Below are 25,860 nucleotides of genomic sequence, written 5' to 3' on the forward strand. Positions count from 1 at the left end.
CCGTTAGTGCTTCACCCTCAGAAGGTAGACTGCAGCTATCCACGGAGCTCGACATAAACCAGATTAACCTTCTAGGTTAAGATAAGCGATCATCTCACCATCTTCATCAACTGCATCTTCGACAAACCCTGCTTTCGCATAAAGTTGTCGGGCAGCGAAATTTTCTGGCTCATAGCAAATCGAAATCTGGTGGACATGACCCAACGTTTCGAGTTCTGCAAGCACCGCCTGCAACGCAGCCTTGCCATAACCCAGCCCCTGAAATGATTTGTCTATCATGAAGCGGTAAAGCTGAGCTATTCCCGCTTCACTGGTGGCATCATACATGAGAAAGCCTACAAGTGTTCCCGCGACAAAAATAGCGCGTGGCTTAGCGTTCGCATCCTCATCGGCTTCAAGCAGGGAATCTGTATTACTTGCGACCAGATCTGTCTGACTGGAGCCGAGTTCCAATGCCTCAACCTGTGAACGGATTTCCCCGGTCACAGGCAGAAGTTCGACCTTGATCTTCTCAAGAGGAAGCTTCTTCAAGCAAAACCTTTCTTTGCGTCCAATGCCACGGTTCCACTGCGATGAAGTTTCCCCGCATGCGTGACATCTGACAGAACGATACCATTTTCATCAACTGGAACCACAAAGCGATTGAGCTTTGCCGGATTCCCGCGCCAGACGGAATATGGTTCGAGCACTTCACCCTTCATTACGAAAGAATCGACGTCGACTATTGAGCCTTCGCCCATCACCACGCCATAATGAACGAATGCCGCAGGCCCCAACGTACAGCCGCTGCCAATACAAATGAAATCCGACTTGAATGCGCCCTCTTCCAGCGAATGCGGCTGGATAACTGATCCTTCATTGAGAGTGGCATCATCGCCAATCTCGACAAGGGAACGCTCCGTGAGGTTTGCGCCTCCGTCATAAACACGTTTGCCGACTTTCACGCCCAACATACGAAGGATTATCGGACGGAATGGTGTGCCCGCAAATAGCTGCGTAATAGGCGAGTCCGATAGTTTCCAGTGCCGTTCATGTCGCCAGAAAGCGGCATCGTAAATCGTCGTCATCCGCGGCTTTAATCCTTTGAACCCCAAAGAAAGCCGTTCGATAAGGATATAGAATGGAATAGCTATAGCTGACGTGAGGACTACAGCGACAAACAATGCTTTGTGTGCCCACGCATCATAATAGTTGAGAGCACGATCCCAGATTGCGATGGTTGCAAACAGCATCAGCCATTGTGCTGCGAGGAACATCAATCCGGTACGCAGGTTGTGGAAGTTTTTGCGCCGCAATCGACGTAACCGATCTTCTTCCTCGATATTTGCAATCAGTTCCTTATCGCGATTAACGATGCGTGGAATCTCAAAGGACGGCGATCCCAACAGACCGACATTCTCTCGCACTGGTCCGTCGATAGGTACCATTACCTTTGTGCCGAGCAGACAGTTATCGCCTGTACGGCCATCTGGCGGATAAAAAATATTGTTACCGAAGTAGTTCCGCTCACCGATTTTGGTGTGCTCCAGTCGGAAAGTCGCAGCCGATTTGTGCATGTTGATCATGAACAATCCGTCCGAAACCATCGTTTGTGTGCCTATTTCGCAAAGAAGCGGATTTTCCTGCTGCTGATTTGTGCCAAAATTAGACCCGGTCTGGACGACCTTGTTGAGCTTCCAGCCGATTGCCCGGATGTAATGCACGATTGCCGAACTATCCCCGAACAGCAGGTTAAGCAAACGCGAATTGCTGCTTAGTTCCACCATCGACTGGAGCCAGTAGTGAAAGCCGTAAAGTGTATAGGTTCGGTTTGGTTTTAAAAACAGACTGACGATACGTGGAACAAATACAGCCGCCAATAACGACACAATGATCGCGCCTAACAGCGTTACTGTTGTACCGATAGCGACGATGCCTATCGTTTCCTGATAGTCATCACTCACGTTCTGCCAATAGCTATGGAACACCAATGGAAAAGGCGTGACAAGCGTAAATAGCCCGATGAGCTGCACCATTTCAAATGTCACGCGTCGGGTTTTGGACAACGTGATATTGCGGACTTTACAGTAGTCAGCATCGGTCTGTGTCGCAGGCGATCCATGCCAGTGTTCGCCATCTGGAATGGCCTGCCCGCGTTGAAGCGAAGAAGCGTGGCCAAGTTGGGATCCATTACCAATCCTGGTATCAATGTCCAACGTGGATCCGACACCAACGAAAGCGTCATCCCCGATAGTAATCGACCCGGTGTGAATATAACCGCTTTCGGCACGGTAACCGAGAATATTGGATTCACGACGTAAAATCGAATTTTCGCCAATCGAAATCAGATCCGTGCATACCGGTATTGCGCGACATTCAACGGCTGTATTGCGACCGAGCTTGGCTCCAAGCAGTCGCAGATAGAGGCTATAAAGCGGATTGCCTCGGAAAAGCACGACAGGTGCCGTCCGGATTAATGTTTTGACCACCCAGAAGCGATAATATCGTAAGCCCCAGATAGGAAACCGTTCTTCTTTCCAGCGACCAATAAGCAGCCATTTTGCGAGGATCGCAAAACCCGTCATACCGAAAAAGCTGGCACCAGCCAGAACGACACAGCGGAAGTAAAGCTGCAAAGGTTCATCGAGTTTGACATAGACCCAGTCGAGGCCCTTGTCGAAAAACAGCAACCCGACATAGCTGTAGATTGCATAGAAAGCGAGCTGAGCTGCCCCACACGCCCAATAAGCAAAATTGGATGCCTTATGCGTAAGGCTTTGTTCAGTGACAGATGCCACCGATTGCTGTGGTAAATGAAGATGTTTCGCAAGCCCAGTGATTGACGGATGCAGATAAATGTCCCGCATCGACGCCATTTCCCAGCCTTGCGCGGTACGTAGACGTGCGCAGAAACGTGCCATCAGCAAGGAATTGGCGCCAAGGTCATCAAAGAAGTTATCTTCGACCGAAACCTCATCTAGGTTAAGCACTTCCGCCAAAGCATCAGCCATGAAACGCTGGTCGTCATTGGCTGGAGGAATGATAATGCGTTCAGCCGAAAGACGTACATTGGTTGGCTTTGGCAACTGACGCAGATCGGCTTTGTTAGAAACCGTCATTGGGATTGCATCAAGCTCTTCCAGATAGGTCGGAACCATATATGACGGAAGGCGGCGTTTGAGTTCGCGCGCAATGTCAGCGCGCTGAATGGGCGGCATTCCGGATTTTGGCGCATAATATGCGACCAGTTCCACTCGACCCGGCTCAATCTCCCAAGTCGTCACCGCTGCCTGCGAAACTGAAGGATTGTCGAGAAGAACTGCTTCGATTTCTCCAAGCTCAATACGATAGCCGCGTATTTTCACCTGCGTATCAATACGACCGCGATATTCGACTTCGCCTTGTGCGTTGATACGTCCAAGATCGCCCGTACGGTAAATCCGTTCTGAAGGATTATTTGGCAGACCTACAAAGTCAGGTATGAACTTTTGATCCGTTAGGTCCTGCCTGTTGAGATACCCGACCGCAAGACCAATGCCGGCAATACCGATTTCACCAAGTTCGTCGGGGTCAGTTAGCTTTGCTTCCGTCGGATCTATAATGACAATCGAATAAGTCGGTAACGGAGCGCCGATTGTTACGGGTTTATCAGGTGTCAACACACCCATGGTAGCAGTAACAGTTGCTTCAGTCGGGCCGTAGGTATTCAGAAGTAAACGTCCGGGCTTTGTCCAACGGGTCACCAGATTGAGCGGACATGCTTCACCGCCGACCATAAGGAGACGCAGCTTGGGGACGTCACTTTCAACGGAAGACAACAATGTCGGGCTGCACGCCATGCAGTTGATGTCGTTCGTACGCAGAAAATCTGCCAGTTCTTCGCCCACCAGAGTCAACGGACCTGGTGCGGGGATTACAGTGGCACCTGCCACAAAAGGAACCCAGTATTCTTCAGCCGAGAAATCGAAGGCTATCGTCATGCCGTGGTAAACACGGTCGCTTGGCTTGTATCCATATGAAACGGCTGCGACACGCAGGAAATTGCAAAAGCTTTGATGACGAATAGCAACACCTTTAGGCCGTCCGGTCGTACCCGACGTGTAAAGAATGTAGCAAATCTCGTCCGGATTGGTCGCTCTTCTGGCAACATCTAATCGAGCACTGGAATGCTGAGAAATTTCCGCAGCACAAGCGTCGATCAATATATGTGGAACAGGCATTTGTTCCACCCGTGCCAAATAGGCACGAAGCGAAATCACAAGCTTGACGCCGGCATCATCAATGATGAGTGCCATGCGATCTTCTGGAAAGGCTGTGGCGAGTGGCACATAGGCAGCACCCGCCTTCATAACAGCCAGAAGGGTGATGTAAGTCTCGGCAGAGCGATCAAGCAGCAAACCAATGCGATCGCCGGGCTTGACGCCATGCTCAATCAACAGTCGCGCGAACTGATTGGCGCGCTCATCAAGCTCCTTGTATGTCCAAGACCGTCCGTCAGAAATGACCGCCACAGAGCCTGCAAACTTCTCTGCAAGTCTCTCAAAAAAGATATCAAGTCGCTCGCCCAGCTCACCGGCCAGAGCAAAATCCGCGCCGAGCAAAACCTGCTGATGCAACGCAGAGGCGCTTGAAGCATGAGGCGGCATGCCCACAGTCAGTTCGCTTGCGCTTACATCACTTTCATCAATTGTGGCTGGAATTTTATCCAAGCCAGCACCATCAATACCGTGGCTCATTTTTTTAATACTCACTGACCAAAGGTCGCGCATAGCCGGGCATTCGTACGCGTTAGGCGAGACACCTGCATGTGATCAGGTATTGTCTATCGTCGGACTGTGCACAGCGGCTCATCTGACCGCTTCTGGCGTAGGCAACTACGCAAAATAATCAAAATAAGAAAGTGACATTCTCTTGACCAAAAATATTGTTTTGGCGAGTGTTGCAGATTAGCGCGTGTAATGCCTCATATCTATACTCGATCTTGATATATCACGACAAGCGTTACTCACAAATGCCTGCAAATAGCCAGCCTTCGCGTGTAGGTTGCGGAAAGTTCGAGAAACCATCGGGGCAATCAAAAGTTCGTCAATCATGATGGCTTCTGGCGAGTTGCTAACTCTTCCCCCTTGTTGCCTTTGGCACAAGCCCTTAGGGTCGGCGCGTGGAGATTGACCTTTTCAAAGATGCAGCACTTAGCCAAAAAAATACTGGAAGAAACCAGCTGGGGAATCCCAGCATCCGTCGTTCTTCATCTGACTTTGGCATTATTGCTGCTTTATCGTGCGCCTGAATTATCTCCTCCTGATCAAGATCAGAGCGTTAACGTGGAACTTGTTCCTCCGAAGCCAAGTGACCCCACACCAAATAGCAAGTCGAATACGGCTACCCAGCGATCACCTCAGGCTTTCGAGTCTGCATCAGCGCAAAAAGAGCCACCTTCCCCAGCGGAGGACTCCCAGCCAGCAATGGGCAAGCCCGAGCCACAGCAAACAGCACCTGACAATCATAATCCTGTATCGAACGCTGAAAACGCGGCCCTCCAAAAATCCGATATTAGCGCGCAGTCTGTCGCTGAATTGCACACCGACGCCGAGGGTCTGCCCGCCGCAATGAAATCCAAACTCACTTCGGCGCGGCAAATCTATTCAAAGGATACTCTCTCTGACCCGCGCGTGAAACAAGCGATCGGAAAGCTCCCTCCGCGAGATCGGATCGTGCAGATTTGTGGGATTGAAGCGCTGGAACAGGTTCGCCACCAAAGACCTGGAACTTTTCCAGACATGCTTGCGCCTAGCGCGGGCGTTGTTTCAGAGACTAGCTTCGCGATCAGAGACGGAGCTTTTCGTAGTCGGGGCAAATGGTATGCGATCGACTTCCAGTGTCAGGTCGATACGAAAGCGATGAAGATAACCAATTTCAGCTATTCTCTTGGCAGGGCTATCCCCGAAGGACAGTGGGATTCGAGGCAGCTCCCAAGAGACTAGTCAGCAGGTCTCGACATTCTCCGCTCTTGGCGGTCGATCATTGGCTAATGATGAAATCACTGCCGTTCGCGCCCTTCCAACCCAGTTTAGGCGGGTCACATTTTTCATTGAATGTCGTATTCTGCTTTGCAGGTTCACATTCTGCAGCGGTAATTCCTATGTTTTTCTGTGCGGGACCAACGCAACCAGTGCCTACAACCATTACGGCAACAAGCAAATAACAATTTATAATCTTCATTGTACTATTTAACTCTCTCTTTCTATTGTCTATTTATAATAATTATTCTAATTTCTGAATTTAATCACGATACTATGCCTCACGTTCATGGGTATTGACGATTTATACCAAATATGCGAGTGTTAACTCACATTGTCTACTCGCATTAGGAAATCGACAATATGGCCAAGCTGAGCGCCACAAATCCAAGAAAATCGGCTTTGCAAGAGAGGTCAAAAATGACCGTTGAAGCAATATTGGATGCCACTGCTCGCGTTTTGGTACGTGAAGGATACGCCCGGACCAGCACAAATCGCATCGCCGCAGTAGCGGGTGTTAGTATCGGCTCGCTCTATCAGTACTTTCCCAATAAGGAGTCGCTTGTCGCTGCGCTCGTAGCAAGGCACAATCGTGAAATTCTGGCGCTGCTGGAAAACGCGATGCAGGAATGCGCGTCGGACGATCTAAATGGCGCGATGCGGGAGCTTATTCGCGCAATGATCGCTGCACATCGGGTCGATCCTGAGCTCCACCGCATATTTAAGGAAGAAGTACCCCGAATTGGAAAACTCGCCGAGGTGGAAGCTATCCGCAAGGATACGTTGCATCTCGTTCGGCTTTATCTGGAAAAATGTAAAGATGATCTTCAGCTCATAGACCTCGACACGGCAGCGTTTATTTGTGTAACCACCGTGGAGACGTTGACCCATGCCATCGTTCTCAATGAGTGCGGCCATTCCCTTGCCGATGAAGCCGATATTGTGGAACATATCACACGGATGATTGCGGGTTATCTGGGCACTGCGCCGCTTCCCATCCGCGCTATCTTGAAGGATGCGGCTTAATTGCCCAATGATACTGTAACTTTAATCTGTCGGCTAACACCGTCAGTCTATCATGCTTAATACTACACTGATTTAAGACCTGCTATTTCGCTCCACGTGTTAGTGTCAACCTAACGTGTTTTGCGGGGAAAAAGTGACGCGAGGATTTCGATCTCATCGCCGCTCAACTTTAGCACCATCCGCCCCCGGCTACCCCGGAGCGCCGCCTAATGCCCCTCCATCGCCGCACTGGCCGCTGCTGGTCCCGCGTTTCAGCGTCTATCGGCGTCAACGATAACGCCCATAAATTGATTAGGCCATGTTGACAAAGTGCGGCATCCATATTTTGACGGCGGCGATGGCTAGGAATGCCTCGAAAGATTTTCTGGTTTTGTCGTATCGAGTGGCAATGCGACGAAATTGCTTTAACCTATTGAACATACGCTCGATGCGGTTGCGATCCTTGTAGGCCTGAAAGTCGCAAGCTGGAGGGTTTTTCCGGTTCGCTTTGGGCGGAATAACGGGCTTTATGCCACTGCACAGCAGAGCGTTCCGAATGTTGTCGCCATCATAGCCCTTTTCGGCGAGCAACAGTCTGGGCCTCTTCACAGGAATGGACATCATATTTTCAACTGCATTGTAATTCGAAGCTTCTCCGCCTGTGAGAATGAAGCCAAGAGGGCGTCCCTGACCGTCTGTAGGGGCGTGGACTTTTGTCGTAAAGCCGCCGCATGATCGACCAAAAGCCTCGTTATAAGGCCCCCTTTTGCGCCGGCTGCCTGAGAATGACCCCGGACAGTCGTGCTGTCGATCATATGTTGCCAGTCGTCAGTTAAGCCCAGTTCGACGAGTGTTTCCAAAAGTACATCCCATACGCCTTGCTCTGCCCAGCGTCTAAATCGGACATAAACCGAATTCCATTTGCCATAGCGTTCATGCATGTCACGCCAGGGGCAGCCAACTCGCAGAATATGAAGCATACCGTTGAGGTAACGGCGGTTATCCAAAGCAGGCCGAGACTTTCGGCCCCGCTCAGCGGGCAACAAGCCCTCAATCAGAATCCATTCCTGCTCGCTAAGATCGCCGCGCGCCATACCCGCCTCCTAAAAGCAGTTTTGAATCACGCTTTAGCTGATTTGTGAATCCACTTTGTCAACATGGCCTAGAACGACGGCAGAAATAAGTGACTTTCTCGAACACCGCTGCAAGATTCAAGATCCTTATTTATTATACAAAAATTATTTAAATACTATCTTATAAGTACAAACTACTATTAAACTAACAGAACAATTCTATCACGACGAGAATAATTTATTCAATAGAGACTTCGATATTTTCGTAACGTGTATCTATAATTAAACGAATTTATATTCATGTATTATTACACTTTATGGAAATGTTGTGCTATTTCTGGTGTAATCTTAAGCAGTGACAAGAGCCTGAATCATAATGGAGACAACCATATCAGGCTCTGGCGACCCGCCGTGCAAATCAGCGGATATCTGCGATGCAGCGCAATGACTGTTCTTGAGGTTTTTGACCAATCTGCGGCATCGTCCCAGCCCTGCAAATGAGCGCTCAACGACCTATCAAGTACGGCAGGATTTCAAAACCTCCAACCCGAACAGATCGTTTGACGACCTCCAGTGCTATTTTTCCGACATTGCCTACTTTCGAAATCTCTTAGTCACCTTGGAACAAGCTCTAACTCTCTGTTTTTAAGAATTTTCATCGGTGAACTTGTTACCAACTTTTGGTAATTACGCTCCGAAATCAGAAGCTCTCGCAATCAATTTATATTCTTTACTAGAGAATAAAATTGACTTTTATTCTCTATAAGAGAATATAAACTAGCAATGGAGAGTTTTACAATGGATCTGGCAACACTTTCAGTGTTCCGTACAGTGGCTCAGGAGCGGAGTGTTACCCGAGCCGCGGATTTGCTTGGTCGCGTGCCTTCAAACGTAACGACCCGCATTCAACAGCTGGAGGCCGAGATCGGCGTACCGCTGTTTCAGCGCGATACAAAACGGATGTCACTGACCAGGGAAGGCGAGCTCTATCTTGGCTATACGAATCGGATCCTCAATCTCGCGGAAGAAGCGCAGCAGGTGGTCAATCCTGCAGAGCCTGCAGGCAGACTGCGTATTGGTTCGATGGAAAGCACAGTCGCAAGCAGGCTTCCGTTACCGCTCACCAGTTACAACCGACAGTGGCCACAGGTGACACTTGATCTATCAACTGCGCCAACGCGTCAGCTCATTGACGCGTTGCTCGCCCACCGCATCGACGGCGCACTGATAGCGGTACCTTCCGGGGACCGATCGCTTGACCCCAGAGAACTGGATATGATGCCTATCTTTCGGGAGGAATTGATTCTTCTTCTACCGGCAGAACACCCTGACGTGAGTTGCGCAGACAACATTCAACCCAGAGCACTGGCGGCCTTTGCACCCGGCTGCACTTATCGCATGCTGGCCGAGGAATGGTTGAGTGGCTTTGGTTCATCAAGAGAACGTTTTGCAGTTCAGGAAGTAAAATCCTATCATGCAATGTTTGCTTGCACCGCTGCTGGCTCCTGCATCAGCATAATGCCGCGTAGCGTTGTGGACCTTGTACAGCATCTTGGAGCGGTCAAAGAACATCCTCTCATGATGGTGGATACGCATTTGGCCTGCCGTCCCGGCTTTTCCACCCCGGCTTTCGCCGAATTCCGCAAAACGCTTCAAGCCGTTTCAAATATCGAGGAATAGAACAATGCGTAACAGGCCTGAGCGCGGTGCCGCAATTGCTGCTGCATTGGTGCTAATCATCGGCATGGGATTTGGCCGCTTTGCTTTTACTGGTCTCTATCCGCTTATGGTTGCTGATGGGCAGATTTCTATTGAAGGCGGTTCTTATGCGGCGGCGGCCAACTATGCCGGATATCTGATTGGGGCGTTGTTAGCAGTGCTACTCTCAGGTGTTTCAAGCCGCAAGTTATGCACCATCGCAACCGTGACCACGGTTATTGCTATCGCTTTGCTGGCCCTTCCCATGCCGGAATGGCTCATCATCACCATCCGCGGCTTTGCTGGCCTTTTTAGCGCCATTTCGATGATTGCTGCTTCGCATTGGCTGATCCATGATCAAAGATTGCATGACAGCGCCCCAGTACTTTATTCAGGCGTGGGCATCGGCATTGTTGTTTCAGCGGAGATAATTGCGCTTAGCCATCTGGCGACGCTACCAAGCCATGCAATCTGGTTCATACTCGCTGTCGCAGCACTCATACTAACAGTGACTGCTATCGCAATGCAGTGGATTTTGGAGCAACCATCCGCCCATCAAAACGCAGCAGCATCCGCCGCCGCCCAGAAGCAGTCTGATTCTTTTGGCCCGACACTGCTTGTTGCTGTTTATGGTTTGGCGGGCTTTGGTTACATCATCACAGCCACCTACCTACCGCTACTCGTTCGCAGTACATTTGACGCGATTGATCCGGTGCATATCTGGGCGATTTTCGGCCTTGGAGCAGTGCCCTCGTGCTTTTTATGGCATTTTTTACGCACACTATGGGGCAGTCGCAGGAGCCTTATGGTCAATCTCGCCGTACAGGCAATCGGTGTAGCCCTGCCGTTGCTGCATGTACCTGCCGCCTATATTGTCAGTGCATTGCTGGTTGGTGGCACTTTCATGGGAACAGTAACAATCGCTATGCCTGCAGCCCGTCATCTGAGCGCGAAAACCCGCGTCAACATGCTTGCAATTATGACCGCTTCCTATGGCGCGGGACAAATTATCGGCCCTCTTATGGCTAATGCACTATACGTGCGTACTTCATCCTTCGACGGCTCACTTATGGTCGCGGCTACCGCTCTGATTGTTGGGGCTGTCCTCTGTCTCACTCCCAAATCATGGTCTTTGAATGAAGATACAACTGGCTAACCAGAACCACTCACCACTTGCGCTGATCTAAGAGCCTGGACCGTGTGATGCAAACCACTGCCGTGGGCACCTTTGAACCACCAGACATCCCCATCGCGAATGTCGACCTTTAAGGTTTTATGCAGCTCCTCAAGTGTTTCAAGATAGCGTCCTCGCTTTGCCTCAGGCAGCTTTTGCCAGAATTCGCCATATGCTTCTCCCACGGCATAGACCTGCTCTATGGGAAGGTGAGCAATCACATGGGCAAGACGTGTATGAATGGCTTTTGAGTTTTGTCCAAGTTCAAGCATTTCGCCAAGAACCAGAACGCGCCGCGACGCTTTCATTTCTGCAGCAAGCGCCTCGGCCGCCGCCAACATTGCGATCGGAGCGGCGTTAAAGGCATCGTCGACGATCATTGCCTTGCCACCCAACGATGCAGAAACATAGAACGGTAAGCCGCGACCTGCGGGGGGGCACCATTGTTCCAGTATCTTCGCCGCGGCACGCCAATCCTCACGCCCCGCGGCCAGACAGGCCAATGTCCCCGCAACATTGACCGCCTGATGGCGTGCCCCCGGAATGAGCATCAGCTTAAATTGTTCATTTCCTATTTTATAATGGGCTTCACCAGACGAAGAATTAAAATCCGTCAGCTTCCAATCGGAAGCTCCGTGCGTTCCGTAGGTGACAATGTTCACGCCTTTGCGCTCGGCATGGTCCCTTACACGTTCGTAAAGTGCTGTATCACGACAGATCACGGCAGTACCATCAGGCTCGAGTGCCCGGAGAACTGCAGATTTTGCATCTGCAATCCCCTCGATCCCATTAAACGCTTCCAGATGCGCTTCTGAAATGTTGGTGACGATGGCAATATTTGGCCTTAGCACAGGAGCTGATCGGGTTGCGTGCCCGACAGCAACTTCCTGAACGAGGTGGCTATGCTGAGGCTTGAGCGCAGTCAGTGTGCGCATAACCCCCATAAACATGTTCTGATTACCCGTGGTACCCAATATTTCTTTATCTGTGTGTAGCCCTCTAAGAGTCGACATCAGCATGCTGTTGACGCTTGATTTTCCTGCACTTCCTGTAACGGCGAAACAAGTACCTTTAAATGCGTCACGACGCATAATCGCGAGCGCCTTTGTGGTACTCGACCATTTTTTATCATGGATATGCGGTATATCTGAAAGCGGCTGTTCTGGTGAAACCCCTATGGTTGCCACGATAGATGCTTTGTGTTTTCGTAACTGTGCTTGTGTCAGTCCCATAGGACCGTCTTCTGTTTGCACAATTGCAACCGATCGATCGTTTAACGTTTCAACCGAAAATGACACTGCATTAAATTCGACCGCATCACTGTTTTGGGACAGTCCGCTATCCGGGTCTAATAGGTGCCTAATTTCTCCCAACGTTGAAGGGGCAGGATTGCTATTCTGTACCCGTTTAGACGCATCTCTCAAAAGTTCGCATACGCTTCCAAAATCGGAATCACGTCGAGAACCTTTTACGAGCACAACATCATCTGGTTCCAATATCGGATAGAGATATTGAGCCAATTCATTAGCCGTTGAAAAATGTGGTCCAAGAAGTTTGGAAGGCAGTTTCTCACGTAAAAAGCGCATTTCATCGCCGTGTGTGAGCACAATCTGGGGATTTGCCGTAAGCAGTGGTTCTGCAAGGCTTTCATGAAGTGGCTTGCCCATCTCTCCTAAATGCACAATGCGCCCCAGCACGGCGATTTTACGGCCTCTATTCACCGGCGTGATTTTCTCGAGAACCGATATCGCATTGAGCATCGAACTGACTTCCGCATTCCAGCTATCATCGATAATTGTTGCAACGCCAGTGGAAAGAACCTGTACTGAAAACCGTTGCAGGCGGCCTGTCTGAACGGCCAGATCTGATAGACTATTTGTCATCTTCGTAACGTCATGACCCATTGCATATAGAACGCAAAGTGCGGTCATCGCATTCGTAATCATGCCATTGCCTGGCAACGGGACTTCCAGAATTCCCTCTAATCCCTCCGGTGTGCGAAACCAAATCGTACTTGTCTCATCATTTAGTTGCCTGTCGACGATACGCATTGTGGCACGCTCACTCTCGCCGAAGATAATAATTTTCTTCGCATGAACATTGGCTTTGGCCAAGATGTCGTCAAAACACGCAAGATGATCGCCAATAATCGCGACCGCCTTTCCAGTTAGCCCGTCGAAAATTCTCGATTTCCATCTTGCAACATCGCTAAGAGATTTCACCCGGCGATCAGACTGAGACAGACCTATTTCTGTCACCAAAGCAATTGTCGGCTCAATGAGCCGCGTAACCGGACCTCTCTCCATCCAAAGGGCACTTTGGGCAATTTCCACAATCGCTGCTTTGTGATCGGGTGAAAGATTTGCAAGCAGTGCCGGTGCACCGACACGTGAATTATAATTATCGTAACTAGAGAGAACCTGCAGGTCCCTTCCGAGCATCTCGCGGATCATGCTCACGGTCGTTGATTTACCAACAGTTCCGGTTGCTGCGATGACATCATTCTTGTATCGCTGACGCGCAGCAATGCCCAACTCGATCAATGCTTTGATGGGATCTTGGACTTGCAAAAGTGGAAAATCACTCGACACGCCTGCAACTGGCTTGGAGACGATTGCCCCCGCGAATGCCGGCGCGTTCTTAACGAGCAAGCTATGTGTGTCCATGCCGGATCGCTTCGTGGATGAATATTGTTCATGGAATGCAAGATGTTCAAATTCCGATGCAACATACAGGGTTGGTTGGTCGACAAATTTTTTATGGATCATTCCACGGATAACGGAACGAACAAACCAGCCTGGCGGAGGTGCGACGAGCCATTTACCACCTGTGACTGCAGCCAGCTGATCGGCGGTCCATGTTTGACCGGATATGCAATCATTGATGCTATCGTTAAACTGCTGGCGGTAAGCCCTTGACTTTGGCGATGCCGCCACAGGCTCCTTCAGGACCGGTGTTGGAAGGTTGGGAACAGCCAGCTCAATATTAAAGGGCAGCGCGACTGGAGCAGCCTCATAGCTTTTCGACACGATGCCAATGGATACTTGCAGATCAACATTTTCCCAGTCCTTCAAATATGGAGGACGTAATCCGTAGAAATCACGATAAATCTGTCCCGGCTTCCATGCACTGGTTGGCCCAAGCCAGTCGCATGGATCATGATCCATGGAACGACCCCAGGCGCGCATCCGTGTCGGCTTTACAGGGACAGCTTGAATGTCGAGCCGAATATCTTCATCGAGTTGACCATCAGCCCTCCAGAACGTTTCAACCCAAAGCATGCGTCGATCGGTAAATTTTTGCGGTGAAACGCGAACGCCCAGTAAGGTGAGTGGACCAATTTGAACCGGAGCGATACGCACATCATCTGGCATTACGTCCGGGCTCCAGCGCTTATCGAGCTGATAAATCATCGCTTTTGGCAGATCAGGGTTTTCACTCTTTAGAGTATCTGAATCAGCGGTAATACTCTGAGTGGAACGCGCCTCTGGTGAAAGAGACACTATTCCTCGCCCTGATGCGCTTACCTGCATTTGGGTGCCAGCAGTAAGACATTGTTTTGCAAACTCTTGTGCGGCTTCGCGTGCCCGGGGCCCCTCCAACTGGTGCGTTGTACCAAAACCTCCAATAAGCGGTGTAAAGATAATGGTCTCTACGCCGTTGGAACTCACCTCTAGCGAGAACAACCCGGTTTTCGTAATTTTGCCCTGAATGGCATCAAACAAAAAGTCGCCCGCATCATGGATAATCGGGCGACCTTTATAGATTTCAATTGCTTGAAGCAGATGAGCCGATGCACCCAATACGGCATCAGCACCCGCCTCTATGATCGCGTGGCCTACCGCTATTTCATCAGATGACGGCTCTGGTCTCAGATTTTCGCCCCAATGAACCGCAACAACGACTACTTGTGCTCGCTTTCTCGCATCAGCGATCCTTGGAGCCAGCGTATCGATCCATGCTTGAGGATCATTCAAAGGCAAGTGTGCAGAGCCTGCTGTATTTTTTGTTGCGACAAAGCGATGTTGGGTCGCATCAATAGAGAATATCGCGACCTTCAGATCTCCAACTGGTTTAATGACGGGGCTAAAGGCAGCATTTAAGTTTTCACCCGTGCCTACTGATGAAATCCCCGCTTCTCTTAGAAACTCGGCCTGCTGTAGCAATGCTTGCGACCCATAATCTCCACTGTGATTATTCGCAGTGGCAACCACATCGATCCCCACATGGGTCAGGAGTTCGAGCATCTGTGGCCGTGCTCGATAATAATATGGACCGCCCTCGCCTTTATTGACACCTTGCTCGCCCAGGGTTGAGACAACACACTCCAAATTAATAATTCGAAGATCTGCTTTTCTGAGCTCCGGGATGTTCAATACATTTTCGACACCCAATTCACTGAGACGATAATGTTGTCGACGACCAAGATTAACGTCCCCGCCCCAGGCAATGACCGGACCCTTCGGGTGATGATCATCCACAATTGCGCCATCCAACTCCCATGGAGCCTTCCAATTGGGTCGCTTCAACCGATATTCTCGATACGCTATCAGACCAGAAAGATAGTGTTCAACATCGTCAATACGCACGCGAAATGCGTGATGTCGTATGAAAAAACTTCCCACCATTCGGGCCGGATTGGCAAAGAACATAGCGATTTCAGGCCAGAAGTGCCCGTTCGTGAGGTAATGCGCTCGAGTTTCGAGCGCATTGTAGAATTTTTTCTTATCAATGATCGTTATGAGGCTACGCAGTGAACTGTCCGCTTCGAGCCGCGCAATCATTTGTTGTGCCGCCATCATGAGCTCAAGCAAAGTCGGAAACGTGGTAATCCGCTCAGTCACGAAATCCAGATAGTCGGCAAAATTCTTCAGTCCAAACTCGTAATAGCGACGTTCGGGCCGGTATCGCGTGAGTTCGTTGACCGCATATGCAAGCCAATGATCATGCGCTTTCCAGTGATCGGCAGCGATAAAATAGTCGAAGGCTCGTTCAACACAACGAAGCCATCTCGGGTCTTTGGTTTGCGCATAAAGCCGCAGTAATCCAAAGGCGGCTTCACCATCGTAGTAAATAGTTCTGAAACCGGCCTTCACGTCTAATTTGGGATACTGCAGAACATGGGCGAACTGCCCTGTTTGAGAATCCTGCATAGCGCAGATCGCGAGGGCCAATTGTTCAAGAAGAACATTATAACGCGACGTTTGATGCAGCTCGCTATATTTAACGAGAGCCAGCAAACAGACCGCATTTCCGCCTAGCTTCACCTCATTCTGAGCGTCGACAAGAACGGCTATTTTCTCGTCCTGATGATCCAGAGTCTTAATCAGCTTATCAGTCAGATAAGAAAGACTGCGTTCAATGGCTTCTCCAAGCTCACTATCACGCGTAACCTCATAAGCCTCGATCATCGCATAGAGCGAGCTTGCGTGGCGCAACGCATTGTAAGTCTTGATCTCATGATCAAAACAAGGGTGCCAGCCATAGATGAAGCGGCCACTCTCCAAAGTCTGGGAAGCGAGATAACGGCTTCCTCCCGCGATCAACTGATCGATATCGTTTAACTGAAGCGCTTCTATATTTCGGCGTCCGCAATTCGGTCCATGCCCTGTAATCCCGTAAATTGTGGAATCATTAGATGTGAGAAAAACACCTGCCGTGGAAAAGCGAAAGACCGCGTCTTCATCTGAGAGTGCAAGTTTATCTTTGCCATGGCGCAGCTTTAGATAACGACCAAAGTTTCCGGCGTTAAAGACACCATTTGCGGCGTTGCCCCCGCCATAAAGAATTGCATTTGCATTAAGTTCCGCCTCAAGAAAGGCAATGTCAAACTGCTGATCGAACGCAATACCATATCTGAAGTAGTTGCGTTTTGTGGCTTCTATCTGTGACTTGAGCTGTTGCCACGTCAGAACTTCAACAATGTTTGGCCACTCGATACGAAGCCATTCAACTTTAAGCGTATTGGATAGCAGCTCTTGTTTAGCTTTTTCTATGAGAGCTTTCCAGCAATCCTCCAAGCTTGGAGCAGAAGCGTTCACGGTTATTGCGCGATGCTTTCCATCGGTCATAGAGAGGAACAGTGTGTGGGAAGGAAAAGCGCCAGTTAAAGAAACGAATTTTGTAAAGACAGCTTGTTTGGCGCGTTCTAATAGATGCACAAAATTGGCTTGCATGCTCTCTTCCCCATTATGCATTTAAACCACGTTAAAAGGGCATTGAACCGTAGGATACTCTTCTTCGTCTTTCACTTTGGTGTTGTCAGGAACCATTCATCTGAATTTATTTCACCTTTTGGCATATTAGCCAACGTGAAACCCTTCATCTAAGTTAAAAATCAAGCGCAACACTTGTTTCTGGACCATTGAGTGAAGGTGTTAGTTTGTGGATTACGAACTAATTCGCTGATTTGACGCAAACATAGCGAGCACAGCTTCCGGATTTCTTACAGTCTAAATGTGATTTGGGAACGCGAAGTGACCGCCTCTGATATTTGGATCAAGTCGCGAAAGTCGATGCTCAGACCGACAAAATCCGAGATCGTAGACCGAGCTGCGGAATTATTTACCCGGCATGGCTTCACGCATACATTCTTGCAACAAATAGCAGACTGGCTTACTGAGTAAAAATATCTCTCGCCTTGTGAAACATACACGCTCATGGAACGGCCATGGGAAACGTCGAAATGCGTGCATTGGAACAACTTCTGCAACTTTCGACATTCTTAGAAATTAACATCTACTCACATCATAATTTTGAGTATTTGATTCCAATCAATGCTGTTGAGATCGGATTTCAGCATACCCTTGGCTATTCCTATATCTTTGGGGGCTGAGGCACATGAAACTGATCTGGAAAGCGGGCGTTGCGGGCGCGGGAGCGCTGGCGGCGGCATGGCTCTTTGCGCTTTCGACACCTTATTGGCTAACACCAAGGCAGCAAAACACCGTTGATGTCAGCGACAGAAATCTAATCGCCAAAGGTGAATATGTGGCACACGCAGGTGATTGCGCGGCCTGTCACACAGCACCCGGCGGCAAAAGCTTTGCGGGCGGCTTGGGGATGCAAACGCCGCTTGGCACGATCTACTCCACCAACATTACGCCCGACGCGCAAACGGGAATTGGTAATTATAGTTATAGCGACTTTGAACGCGCGGTACGACAGGGTGTGCGCAAGGATAACGTTCATCTTTACCCGGCTATGCCGTTCGTCTCTTACACGGTTGTCAATGATGACGATATCAAAGCGCTTTACGCGTTCTTCATGTCGAAGGTTGATGCCGTAAAGCAGGAAAACCAGCCTAGCACATTGCCCTGGCCGACGAGTATGCGCTGGCCGCTGGCTTATTGGCAGCTATTTTTCGGAAATTCCCGCTCATTCGAAATCGCAGCGGAGACAGACCCAGCCATCGCGCGTGGTGCCTATCTTGTAGAGGGACTTGGTCACTGCGGCGCATGTCATACGCCACGGGGATTGGCTTACGAAGAAAAGGCCGTAAAGAACGACCCAAAAGGTAACTTCCTTTCCGGATCAGTGCTTGAAGGCTGGTACGCAAAAAATTTACGCGACCAGGACACGGGGCTTTCGACCTGGGCAGAAGATGAGATTGTCACCTTCCTCAAAACGGGACGCACAGACCGGACGGCTGCATTTGGCTCTATGGCTGATGTTGTTCAACACTCAACCCAGTATATTGAGGAAGAAGATTTACGTTCGATTGCTCGCTATCTGAAATCACTACCTCCAAGTGAGGGACGCGAGCAACAATGGAAGCCAAGCGAAGATGTCACAACTGCTGCGCTCAAAGCCGGTGATTTCATTGCACCCGGTGCATTGTCTTATGTCGAGCAGTGTTCTGTCTGCCACCGCATGGACGGAAAAGGCGCTCCACGCATTTATCCCGCACTTGCAGGCAACTCCATCGTCTTCGCCGATGATCCAAGTTCGCTCATTCAGGTTACACTGACTGGTGGCAGAACGCCTGAAACCCCAGCGGATAAAATGGCTTTCACCATGCCAGGTTTCGCCAACCTGCCTAACTGGCAGGTGGCTGAAATCCTCAATTTCGTCCGCAATGGCTGGGGCAATCATGGAAGCGTCATAACAGAGCAGGATATCGCGCGAATGCGACGTGAAATTGCCCATAAACCTGTTCACTATGTTCCGGAGAACAAGCAATGAAAACCACCACTCTTGTCGTTCTCGGGGTAGGTTTCGCAGTGGCGGTAACAGGCGGTGCTTTCCTCTTCAACCGTCTTCGACCAGTCTTGGACGCTCCTGCACCCGTGACTTATGCAGTGCTGGACAAGGATAAGAAACAGATTGGTAACTATGTCATTCCACCGGATCGTGACATCCTGAAAGAACCCAATGCTTCTGAAATCATGCACGGAAAGCGGCTGCTTAACGAAACAGCCCGCCTGCTTCCCGACAATGTCGGAAATGGTTTGAACTGCAATTCCTGCCATATCGGGCAGGGCAAGGTCGATAACGTCGCTTCTTACATCAACAGCAGCAACTTCTATCCTGCCGTTATGCCGCGTGCGGGGAAAGAAGTTGATCTAGTGATGCGCATCAATGGCTGCTTCCAACGTTCAATGAATGGCAAACCTCTGCCACCTGAGGGACCTGATATGACTGCGATGGTCGCCTATATGGATTGGCTCCGGCAAGATGTTACTAAGGGAACAAAAGTGGCAATCCGAAATGCGGGTCCTATCGATGAAAGTCTTGTCCCAAATCCTGCCAACGGAGCAAAAATCTATGCCGCGCAATGTTCGACCTGCCACGGCGCTGACGGAGAGGGTATGAAGGACACGGCTGACGATTACATTTTTCCGCCGCTTTGGGGTGACGAAAGTTTCAATATCGGTGCCGGGCTCGCGCGTACCTATAAGGCAGCACAGTTCGTAAAATATGCAATGCCACCTGCACAAAACCACAACCTGCCGATAGGTCAGGGTGGTGTTCTGACCGATCAAGAAGCCATCGATGTATCGGAGTATTTCACCCACATGCCGCGCCCCGATTTTGCCGGAAAGATAAAAGACTGGCCCAATGGCAAAAAACCGAAAGACGCCCGATATTGAGGGCGCGATATGCCGCATTCATCAAAGCTCTGGCCAGATATAGGGCCAGAGCATCCTATTAGAAGACGTCGCAATCTGATGTTTTAAGACTATCCAATAGTCGACAGACGCTCACGATATTTATCGACAATGACTGCGAGAATAATGACAAATCCCGTAATCATCTGACGCATGAAATCGCTAAGGCCGAGCAAAACGAGGCCATTAGCGAGCACACCGATAATCACCGCGCCAAGAAGTGTTCCCAGAATGGAGCCTCTGCCGCCGGTCAGACTGACACCGCCGATGATGACTGCAGCGATGGCGTTCAATTCAAAACCAATGCCAATGATTGGGCTCGCGACGTTCAGGCGGGCCATATAGATGATTGCACCAATCCCAACGGCTGCACCAGCAATAGTAAAAGCGGCAATTTTATACCAGAATACGGGATGCCCGGCCAACCGCACAGCTTCTTCATTGTTGCCAATGCCATATAGAAGACGTCCGAAAACGGTTCGATTAAGCACGAACCAACCGATTGCCACCATGGCCAAAGCGACGAGGAATGCCAAGGGTATTCCGAATAGCGTCTGCGAACCAAACGCATTGAACGCGGGCGGAAAGGAATAGATCGCACGCGCGTCAGTCACCTGTAGTGCTGCGCCTCGCGCGATGTTGAGCATACCCAATGTCACGATGAAAGATGGCAGCCCCCAATAGGCGCTTATGAAGCCATTCACAAATCCGCAGGCAATACCCACAGCGATCGACGCAAGCGTGGCAAGAGCAACGGCTTCGACAACCCCAAGTCCGGGTAAGTTCATCACCGTGCCACCGACCACAGCACAAAGGGCAAGAAGCGAACCCACAGACAGATCAATACCGCCTATCAATATGACGAAGGTCATACCTATCGCCAGAATAAGATTGATGGTCACCTGTGTGAGAATGTTGGTGATGTTATTGAACGACAGGAAATGCTGCGTGGTGAGCGAGAAAACCACAATGAGCAACAGAAGCGCGAGGGCAATGCCGGAATCGCGCAAGAGATTTGCGAACCGAATTGAAGAAGAGCGGTTCGGAGCGACATTAGCCATGGGCTGCCATTCCTTGTTCTGAAGCATGCTGTTGAGATTTTGAAGTTTTGTAAGCGAGATTGAGAATCCGCTCTTCCGAGAATTCTTCACGTGTCAGTTCACCAGTAATTGAATGGTTGGCCATCACGAGTATACGATCTGACAGGGCCATAAGCTCCGGCAACTCAGAAGACACGACAAGCAATCCCCTTCCCTCAGCGGCGAACGAACGAAGCAGCGCATATATTTCTGCTTTGGCGCCTACGTCGACGCCCCGCGTGGGTTCATCAAGCAAGAGGATCGAAGGCGAGCGCGCGAGCCATTTGGCCAAAACGACTTTCTGCTGATTACCGCCCGACAATGTGGCGACCCGATCACCAAGAGCTCCGAACTTCAGTTTCAGATCAGAAGCTTTTTCTTTTGCCAGTTGCAACTCCGACTGGCGATCCAGAAGGCCGAACCGCGAAACAGCTTTCATGTCTGCAAGGGTGATATTTGCAGCAATCGGCATCTCGAGAATCAGCCCCTCGTCTTTGCGGTCCTCCGTTACGAAGGCTATTCCCGCTTCAATTGCTTCAGCTGGAGAGCGGAGCTGGGTCTTTGCACCTTCGATGAACACATCGCCTGAAAGAGCTTTATCAATCCCGAAGATCGCGCGCAGCAATTCAGTACGACCGGCACCAATCAGTCCACCGATGCCGAGAATTTCTCCCTTGTGCAGGGTGAAGCTCACGCCATTTGGATTGGGAGACCTTGAATGTCTTAGGCTCTCCACGCGCAGTAGTATGTCTGTAGTCGCTGCGGAGGGAACTTTCGCGTGCATTGGGTCAACCAGATTGCGCCCAACCATACCTTGGATGAGATCGTCGCTGTTGGTTTCACTAATCGGCTTCGTAAACACGGTCTTGCCATTGCGCATGACGGTTACTTGCTGACAATGATCAAATATTTCATCCAAATGATGCGAAACGAAGACGATAGCCACACCGCGGGCTTTCAGAAGGCCGAGGAGTTCAAAAAGTCGGCGTGCTTCATGTGCAGTCAGAGTCGCTGTTGGTTCATCAAGGATCAAGATACGGCTGTCGCTCATCAATGCCCGAGCAATTTCAACGAGCTGACGATGTGCAATACCCAGACGCTCAACCGGTATAGCTACATCCACTTCACCAAGGCCGATAGTATCGAGGGCAGCGCGGGCCTTTTGCTTTAAGGTCGAGCGATCAAGGATTCCAAAAGCATTTCTTGGCAGATTTTCGAAGCAGATATTCTCTGCGACAGACATATATGGAAGCTGACTGAATTCCTGATGAACGACCTGAACGCCTGCGTGTTTTGCCTCGCGTGGCGAAGCTGGCTCATAGGCTTGGCCATCCAACGTCATGGTACCGTCATCGCGCTTGATAATCCCGCTCATGATCTTGATAAGCGTTGATTTACCTGCACCATTTTCACCCACGAGCCCGTGAATTTCACCGGGTGTTAGTTCTAGATCAACACCATCAAGGGCTATAACGCCACCAAAGCGTTTCCGAATTCCTTTGAGTGAAAGGATCGGGGCAGATTGCGCGCCAGCGCTGGTCTCACCCATGGCTTTTCTCCGGTTGAATGATGGTGGTTCCACTCGTATGGAACCACCATCGACTGAGATTACTTCAGCTTATCAGCCGTGATCAGCTCCAGATCGGTTTTCACCCAACCTGTAAGTGGTGCGCCACCGGCAACCACTTCAAGCGCCTTATCGATACCCATGGCAGCCATCTGTGATCCAAACTGGTCAACGGTCGCCAGAACCTTTCCGGCTTTGATTTCGGGCTGGATTGCTGGCAAATTATCAAAGCCTACGACCTTGATATCGTTCCGCTTGGCTGCATCGAGTGCCTTAACAACACCAAGTGCCATCGAGTCATTTGCTGCCATTACGCCCTGGATATCGGAATGTGCGGTTAGCATATTCGTAAATACCGAATTGGCTTCCTCAGTTTCCCAGTGAGCCGTACGAGAGTCGAGAACGTCCAGACCGCCCTCTTTTGCGGCATCGTCAAAACCAAGTTTGCGCTGCACGGCATTATCCGCACCGGGATTTCCCTCAAGCATCACGACCTTGCCACCTTTGCCGATCGCCTTGGCCAGTTCGTCACCAGACATTTTAGCACCAGCACGGTTGTCTGGGCCGACAAACGCCAACTCAAGGCCCGCGTCTTTCTTGGCCTGTGCATCAAGTTCCACGTCGATGTTCACAACCACAATACCCGCATCGACTGCGCGTTTAAGCGGGGGAACCAATGCACGCGAATCTGCCGGAGCAATAACGATCGCATTCACGCCCTGAGTGATGAAATTTTCGACTGCGTTGATTTGGGTTTCGATGTCCGTTTCGGACTGCATACCCACGGCCTTCAGCTCATAAGTGCCCTTTTCCTTGTTGTGGGCTTGGGCACCTTCGAGCATATTCTTGAAGAATTCGTTGGCGAGTGATTTCATCACAAGACCGACGACAGGTTTGTCGGCAGCGAAACTCGCTACCGGAGCTACGATCAATCCACTCGCCACAGTCGCTGCGGCAACAAAAGCTTTAAAGCGCATTCTTTCCTCCCCGTCCGCCGCTTTCGTCTTAAGAAAGATCCGCGACGGTGTTGACGATTGGCCCAATAATTGTCTCTCGAGCAGCCTGCCCGAGAAACATGTCTCCTACCCAATGGTCGCCATTCTTGTAACATGACCACCATACACTCAATCAAAAACAGAATAGAATTTTCGAGTCAATATGAAACGGTTCATTGATATCAATCGTGATTTCATCAAATAGCCTCCCTATTTTGGCGACATAACTGACGCAATGACCCGTTTTTCCTGCCATGATGAACCATTTGAATGGCTGGACAAGAGGATTGTCAGTTGTTACGTTTCCAAGATGAACCGTTTCATTTCGATAATGTAACATTTTTCTGAAAATTGCGGTTCAGTCTTTGGGAGAAGAGGAGGAGTTTTCGATGAAACGAGTTTTAGCCGCTGTTTGTATCGCTGCGAGCACTTTACTCGCGCTACCGGCGCAGGCCGACACTGAGAAAATGATCATTGATACCGATTTCAGCACAATTGGTGATGATGGTCAGGTCTTGATCATGGCCGCACAGCTCTACAAACAAGGCGCAATTGATCTCCTTGGCGTCACTGTTGTCACTGGCAATAACTGGCTGAAGCAGGAAGTAGCCGATGCGCTTCGCGCCGTGGAGCGGTTGGGTATTGAGGACAAAGTTGGCGTCTATGCGGGAGCCAACTTACCGTTGGTGCATGATCCCCGCAGCTTTGAAAGCGAGCGAGCGCTGTTCGGTTTTGGCGAAAGCTACAAGACTGCTTTTCATCGTCCTGAACCAACCGAAAAAGACTTGATTGCTCCGCCCGATGGCTTTGCAAAGAAGGCAAAGCTCGAGAAAGAAGACGCTGTCGATTTTATAGTCAATACGGTTAAGGCCAACCCGAATGAAGTAACGCTTCTGGTTATTGGACCTGTCACGAATGTCGCTCTCGCCATCCGCAAGAACCCAGAAATCGTGCCGCTTATCAAGCGTATCGTCTACATGGCGGGTGCTGTCGATGTCAAAGGCAACACGACACCTGCAGCAGAAATGAATGTCTGGGTCGATCCGGAAGCCGCACGTATCGTCATGCGCGCGCCAATTGAACAAGCTATGATTCCGTTGGATGTGACCGATATTACACAACTTGATAAAGAAACGTTTGACCGGGTGATCGCCGGTGACGGCCCAGTTCAAAAACTCTTTGCAGATAGCTGGATGGCCGAGACCTTTGCAAAAGATCCAAAAGCCGGCGCAAGCGTCTTTGATACCCTCGCCCTAGCCTATGCCATCGACCCAAGTTACGCAACAAAAGTGGACGATCTCTATATGGACGTCGATATCGCTTTTGGCCCAGGCTATGGCCGCACTCTTGGCTATTGGCAGAAGCAGCCAACGCCACTATTGCAAAAGATGAAAGTAGTAAAAGAGTTCGACAAAAAGCGCTTCTTTGATCTCTATGTGGATTTGATGCAGCGTCCGGTGCCAATCAATTTCGAAAAATAAAGATAAAGGCGGCTCCGGTTAAGATTGTATCGCTGGTATCGCCCTATCTATTTGTTTTTACGCATTATCCAACAAAAAACCGCTTCGTACTTTTGCTGGAAATGCCTTATTCTCTTGCCTCTCGGGATTTGCCGGGAGGCAAATGCAATTTGTGGGGCAGGCATTAATGGCGACGATAAAGGATGTTGCGAAACGGGCAGGCGTATCGGTCGGCACAGTTTCGCGCGTATTGAGCAACAATCCTTCCGTCACATCCAAAATGCGCGAAGCTGTCGGCGAAGCCGTCGCAGCACTTGGATACCGACCCAACAACCTAGCACGCGGTTTGCGGCGGCACCGCACCAACATGATTGCTCTTGTCTTGCCGGATATAACCAATCCATATTTCTCCGAGCTTGCCCAGCGTATTGAGGCTGCCGCCTATAGCTACGGGCATCTTGTGGTTTTGGCGGATACCCATGGCGACCCGGCACGTGAAGAACAACAGATACTCGGGCTCCGAGCTCACCTGCCTGCAGGCTTTCTTATTATTCCCGTCAATGCCCACTCTCTCAGCTCTCTGACTGGTTCAATTCGAACAATTGCCCTTGACCGCCCCTATGGCAATCACCCGTTCGTTGCCGTCGATCATTACGCAGGTGGAGAATTGGCAGCGCGCCACCTGCTTGGACTAGGACAC

At 50.2% G+C, this 25,860-nt stretch carries 14 protein-coding genes and 1 pseudogene; 8 read left to right on the top strand and 7 right to left on the bottom strand.

All coding sequences use genetic code 11. The annotated features are described in order from the left end of the window. Positions 1–63 precede the first annotated feature (63 nt). Together OIV19_RS15705 and OIV19_RS15710 are read right to left on the bottom strand one after the other, a co-directional pair. Positions 64–531 (bottom strand): GNAT family N-acetyltransferase, encoded by a 468-nt coding sequence (locus OIV19_RS15705; protein ID WP_235901641.1) that lies wholly within the window; start codon positions 529–531, stop codon positions 64–66. Then, positions 528–4,625, bottom strand: coding sequence for a Pls/PosA family non-ribosomal peptide synthetase (locus OIV19_RS15710; RefSeq protein ID WP_498831053.1), 4,098 nt, complete (start codon positions 4,623–4,625; stop codon positions 528–530). The genes OIV19_RS15705 and OIV19_RS15710 overlap by 4 nt, the downstream gene beginning before the upstream one ends. A gap of 522 nt (positions 4,626–5,147) precedes the next feature. Here OIV19_RS15710 and OIV19_RS15715 point away from each other — a divergent pair. After that, positions 5,148–5,963 carry a DUF930 domain-containing protein gene (locus OIV19_RS15715; protein WP_319637604.1) on the top strand — a complete coding sequence of 272 codons (816 nt, stop codon included), beginning with the start codon at positions 5,148–5,150 and terminating at the stop codon, positions 5,961–5,963. Between the two features lie 399 nt (positions 5,964–6,362). Further along, positions 6,363–7,025: a TetR/AcrR family transcriptional regulator gene (locus OIV19_RS15720; RefSeq protein ID WP_264232208.1), complete on the top strand. Its 663-nt coding sequence runs from the start codon at positions 6,363–6,365 to the stop codon at positions 7,023–7,025. Between the two features lie 291 nt (positions 7,026–7,316). Here OIV19_RS15720 and OIV19_RS15725 read toward each other — a convergent pair. Then, positions 7,317–8,098, bottom strand: a pseudogene (locus OIV19_RS15725) (IS5 family transposase). Positions 8,099–8,875: 777 nt separating this feature from the next. Here OIV19_RS15725 and OIV19_RS15730 point away from each other — a divergent pair. Both OIV19_RS15730 and OIV19_RS15735 read left to right on the top strand, forming a co-directional pair. Continuing rightward, on the top strand, positions 8,876–9,757 hold the full coding sequence (locus OIV19_RS15730; protein WP_151091066.1) for a LysR substrate-binding domain-containing protein: 882 nt from the start codon (positions 8,876–8,878) through the stop codon (positions 9,755–9,757). A 4-nt stretch (positions 9,758–9,761) separates the two neighbouring features. Beyond that, a complete protein-coding gene (locus OIV19_RS15735; protein ID WP_191793378.1) occupies positions 9,762–10,931 on the top strand; it encodes a YbfB/YjiJ family MFS transporter in 1,170 nt (389 codons plus the stop codon). Here the strand turns inward: OIV19_RS15735 and OIV19_RS15740 are convergent. Next, positions 10,928–17,125, bottom strand: a complete 6,198-nt coding sequence (locus tag OIV19_RS15740) for a CapA family protein (RefSeq protein ID WP_264232209.1) — start codon at positions 17,123–17,125, stop codon at positions 10,928–10,930. The genes OIV19_RS15735 and OIV19_RS15740 overlap by 4 nt on opposite strands. Positions 17,126–17,789: 664 nt before the next feature. On the opposite strand from OIV19_RS15740, the gene OIV19_RS15745 reads away from it, so the two are divergent. Both OIV19_RS15745 and OIV19_RS15750 read left to right on the top strand, forming a co-directional pair. Continuing rightward, a complete protein-coding gene (locus OIV19_RS15745; protein WP_264232210.1) occupies positions 17,790–19,133 on the top strand; it encodes a cytochrome c in 1,344 nt (447 codons plus the stop codon). Continuing rightward, positions 19,130–20,041, top strand: a complete 912-nt coding sequence (locus tag OIV19_RS15750; protein ID WP_264232211.1) for a c-type cytochrome — start codon at positions 19,130–19,132, stop codon at positions 20,039–20,041. The genes OIV19_RS15745 and OIV19_RS15750 overlap by 4 nt, the downstream gene beginning before the upstream one ends. Positions 20,042–20,130: 89 nt before the next feature. Here the strand turns inward: OIV19_RS15750 and OIV19_RS15755 are convergent, their stop codons facing one another. The 3 genes from OIV19_RS15755 to OIV19_RS15765 are packed head-to-tail and all read right to left on the bottom strand — an operon-like array spanning position 20,131 to position 23,682. After that, complete coding sequence (locus OIV19_RS15755; RefSeq protein WP_151091071.1) at positions 20,131–21,120, bottom strand: ABC transporter permease; 990 nt, start codon at positions 21,118–21,120, stop codon at positions 20,131–20,133. Beyond that, positions 21,113–22,687, bottom strand: coding sequence for a sugar ABC transporter ATP-binding protein (locus OIV19_RS15760; RefSeq protein ID WP_264232212.1), 1,575 nt, complete (start codon positions 22,685–22,687; stop codon positions 21,113–21,115). The genes OIV19_RS15755 and OIV19_RS15760 overlap by 8 nt, the downstream gene beginning before the upstream one ends. 59 nt (positions 22,688–22,746) lie before the next feature. Continuing rightward, the gene (locus OIV19_RS15765) at positions 22,747–23,682 is read right to left on the bottom strand and encodes a sugar ABC transporter substrate-binding protein (RefSeq protein ID WP_264232213.1); all 936 of its coding nucleotides are present in this window, start codon (positions 23,680–23,682) and stop codon (positions 22,747–22,749) included. Positions 23,683–24,089: 407 nt separating this feature from the next. Here OIV19_RS15765 and OIV19_RS15770 point away from each other — a divergent pair, with 407 nt between their 5' ends. Together OIV19_RS15770 and OIV19_RS15775 are read left to right on the top strand one after the other, a co-directional pair. Then, a complete protein-coding gene (locus OIV19_RS15770; RefSeq protein WP_264232214.1) occupies positions 24,090–25,181 on the top strand; it encodes a nucleoside hydrolase in 1,092 nt (363 codons plus the stop codon). Positions 25,182–25,347: 166 nt separating this feature from the next. Beyond that, positions 25,348–25,860, top strand: a 513-nt coding sequence (locus tag OIV19_RS15775) for a LacI family DNA-binding transcriptional regulator (protein WP_264232215.1), incomplete at its 3' end; no start/stop codon positions are given.

This window comes from Brucella sp. HL-2 (assembly GCF_025846885.2).
Taxonomy (GTDB): Bacteria; Pseudomonadota; Alphaproteobacteria; order Rhizobiales; family Rhizobiaceae; genus Brucella; species Brucella quorumnocens.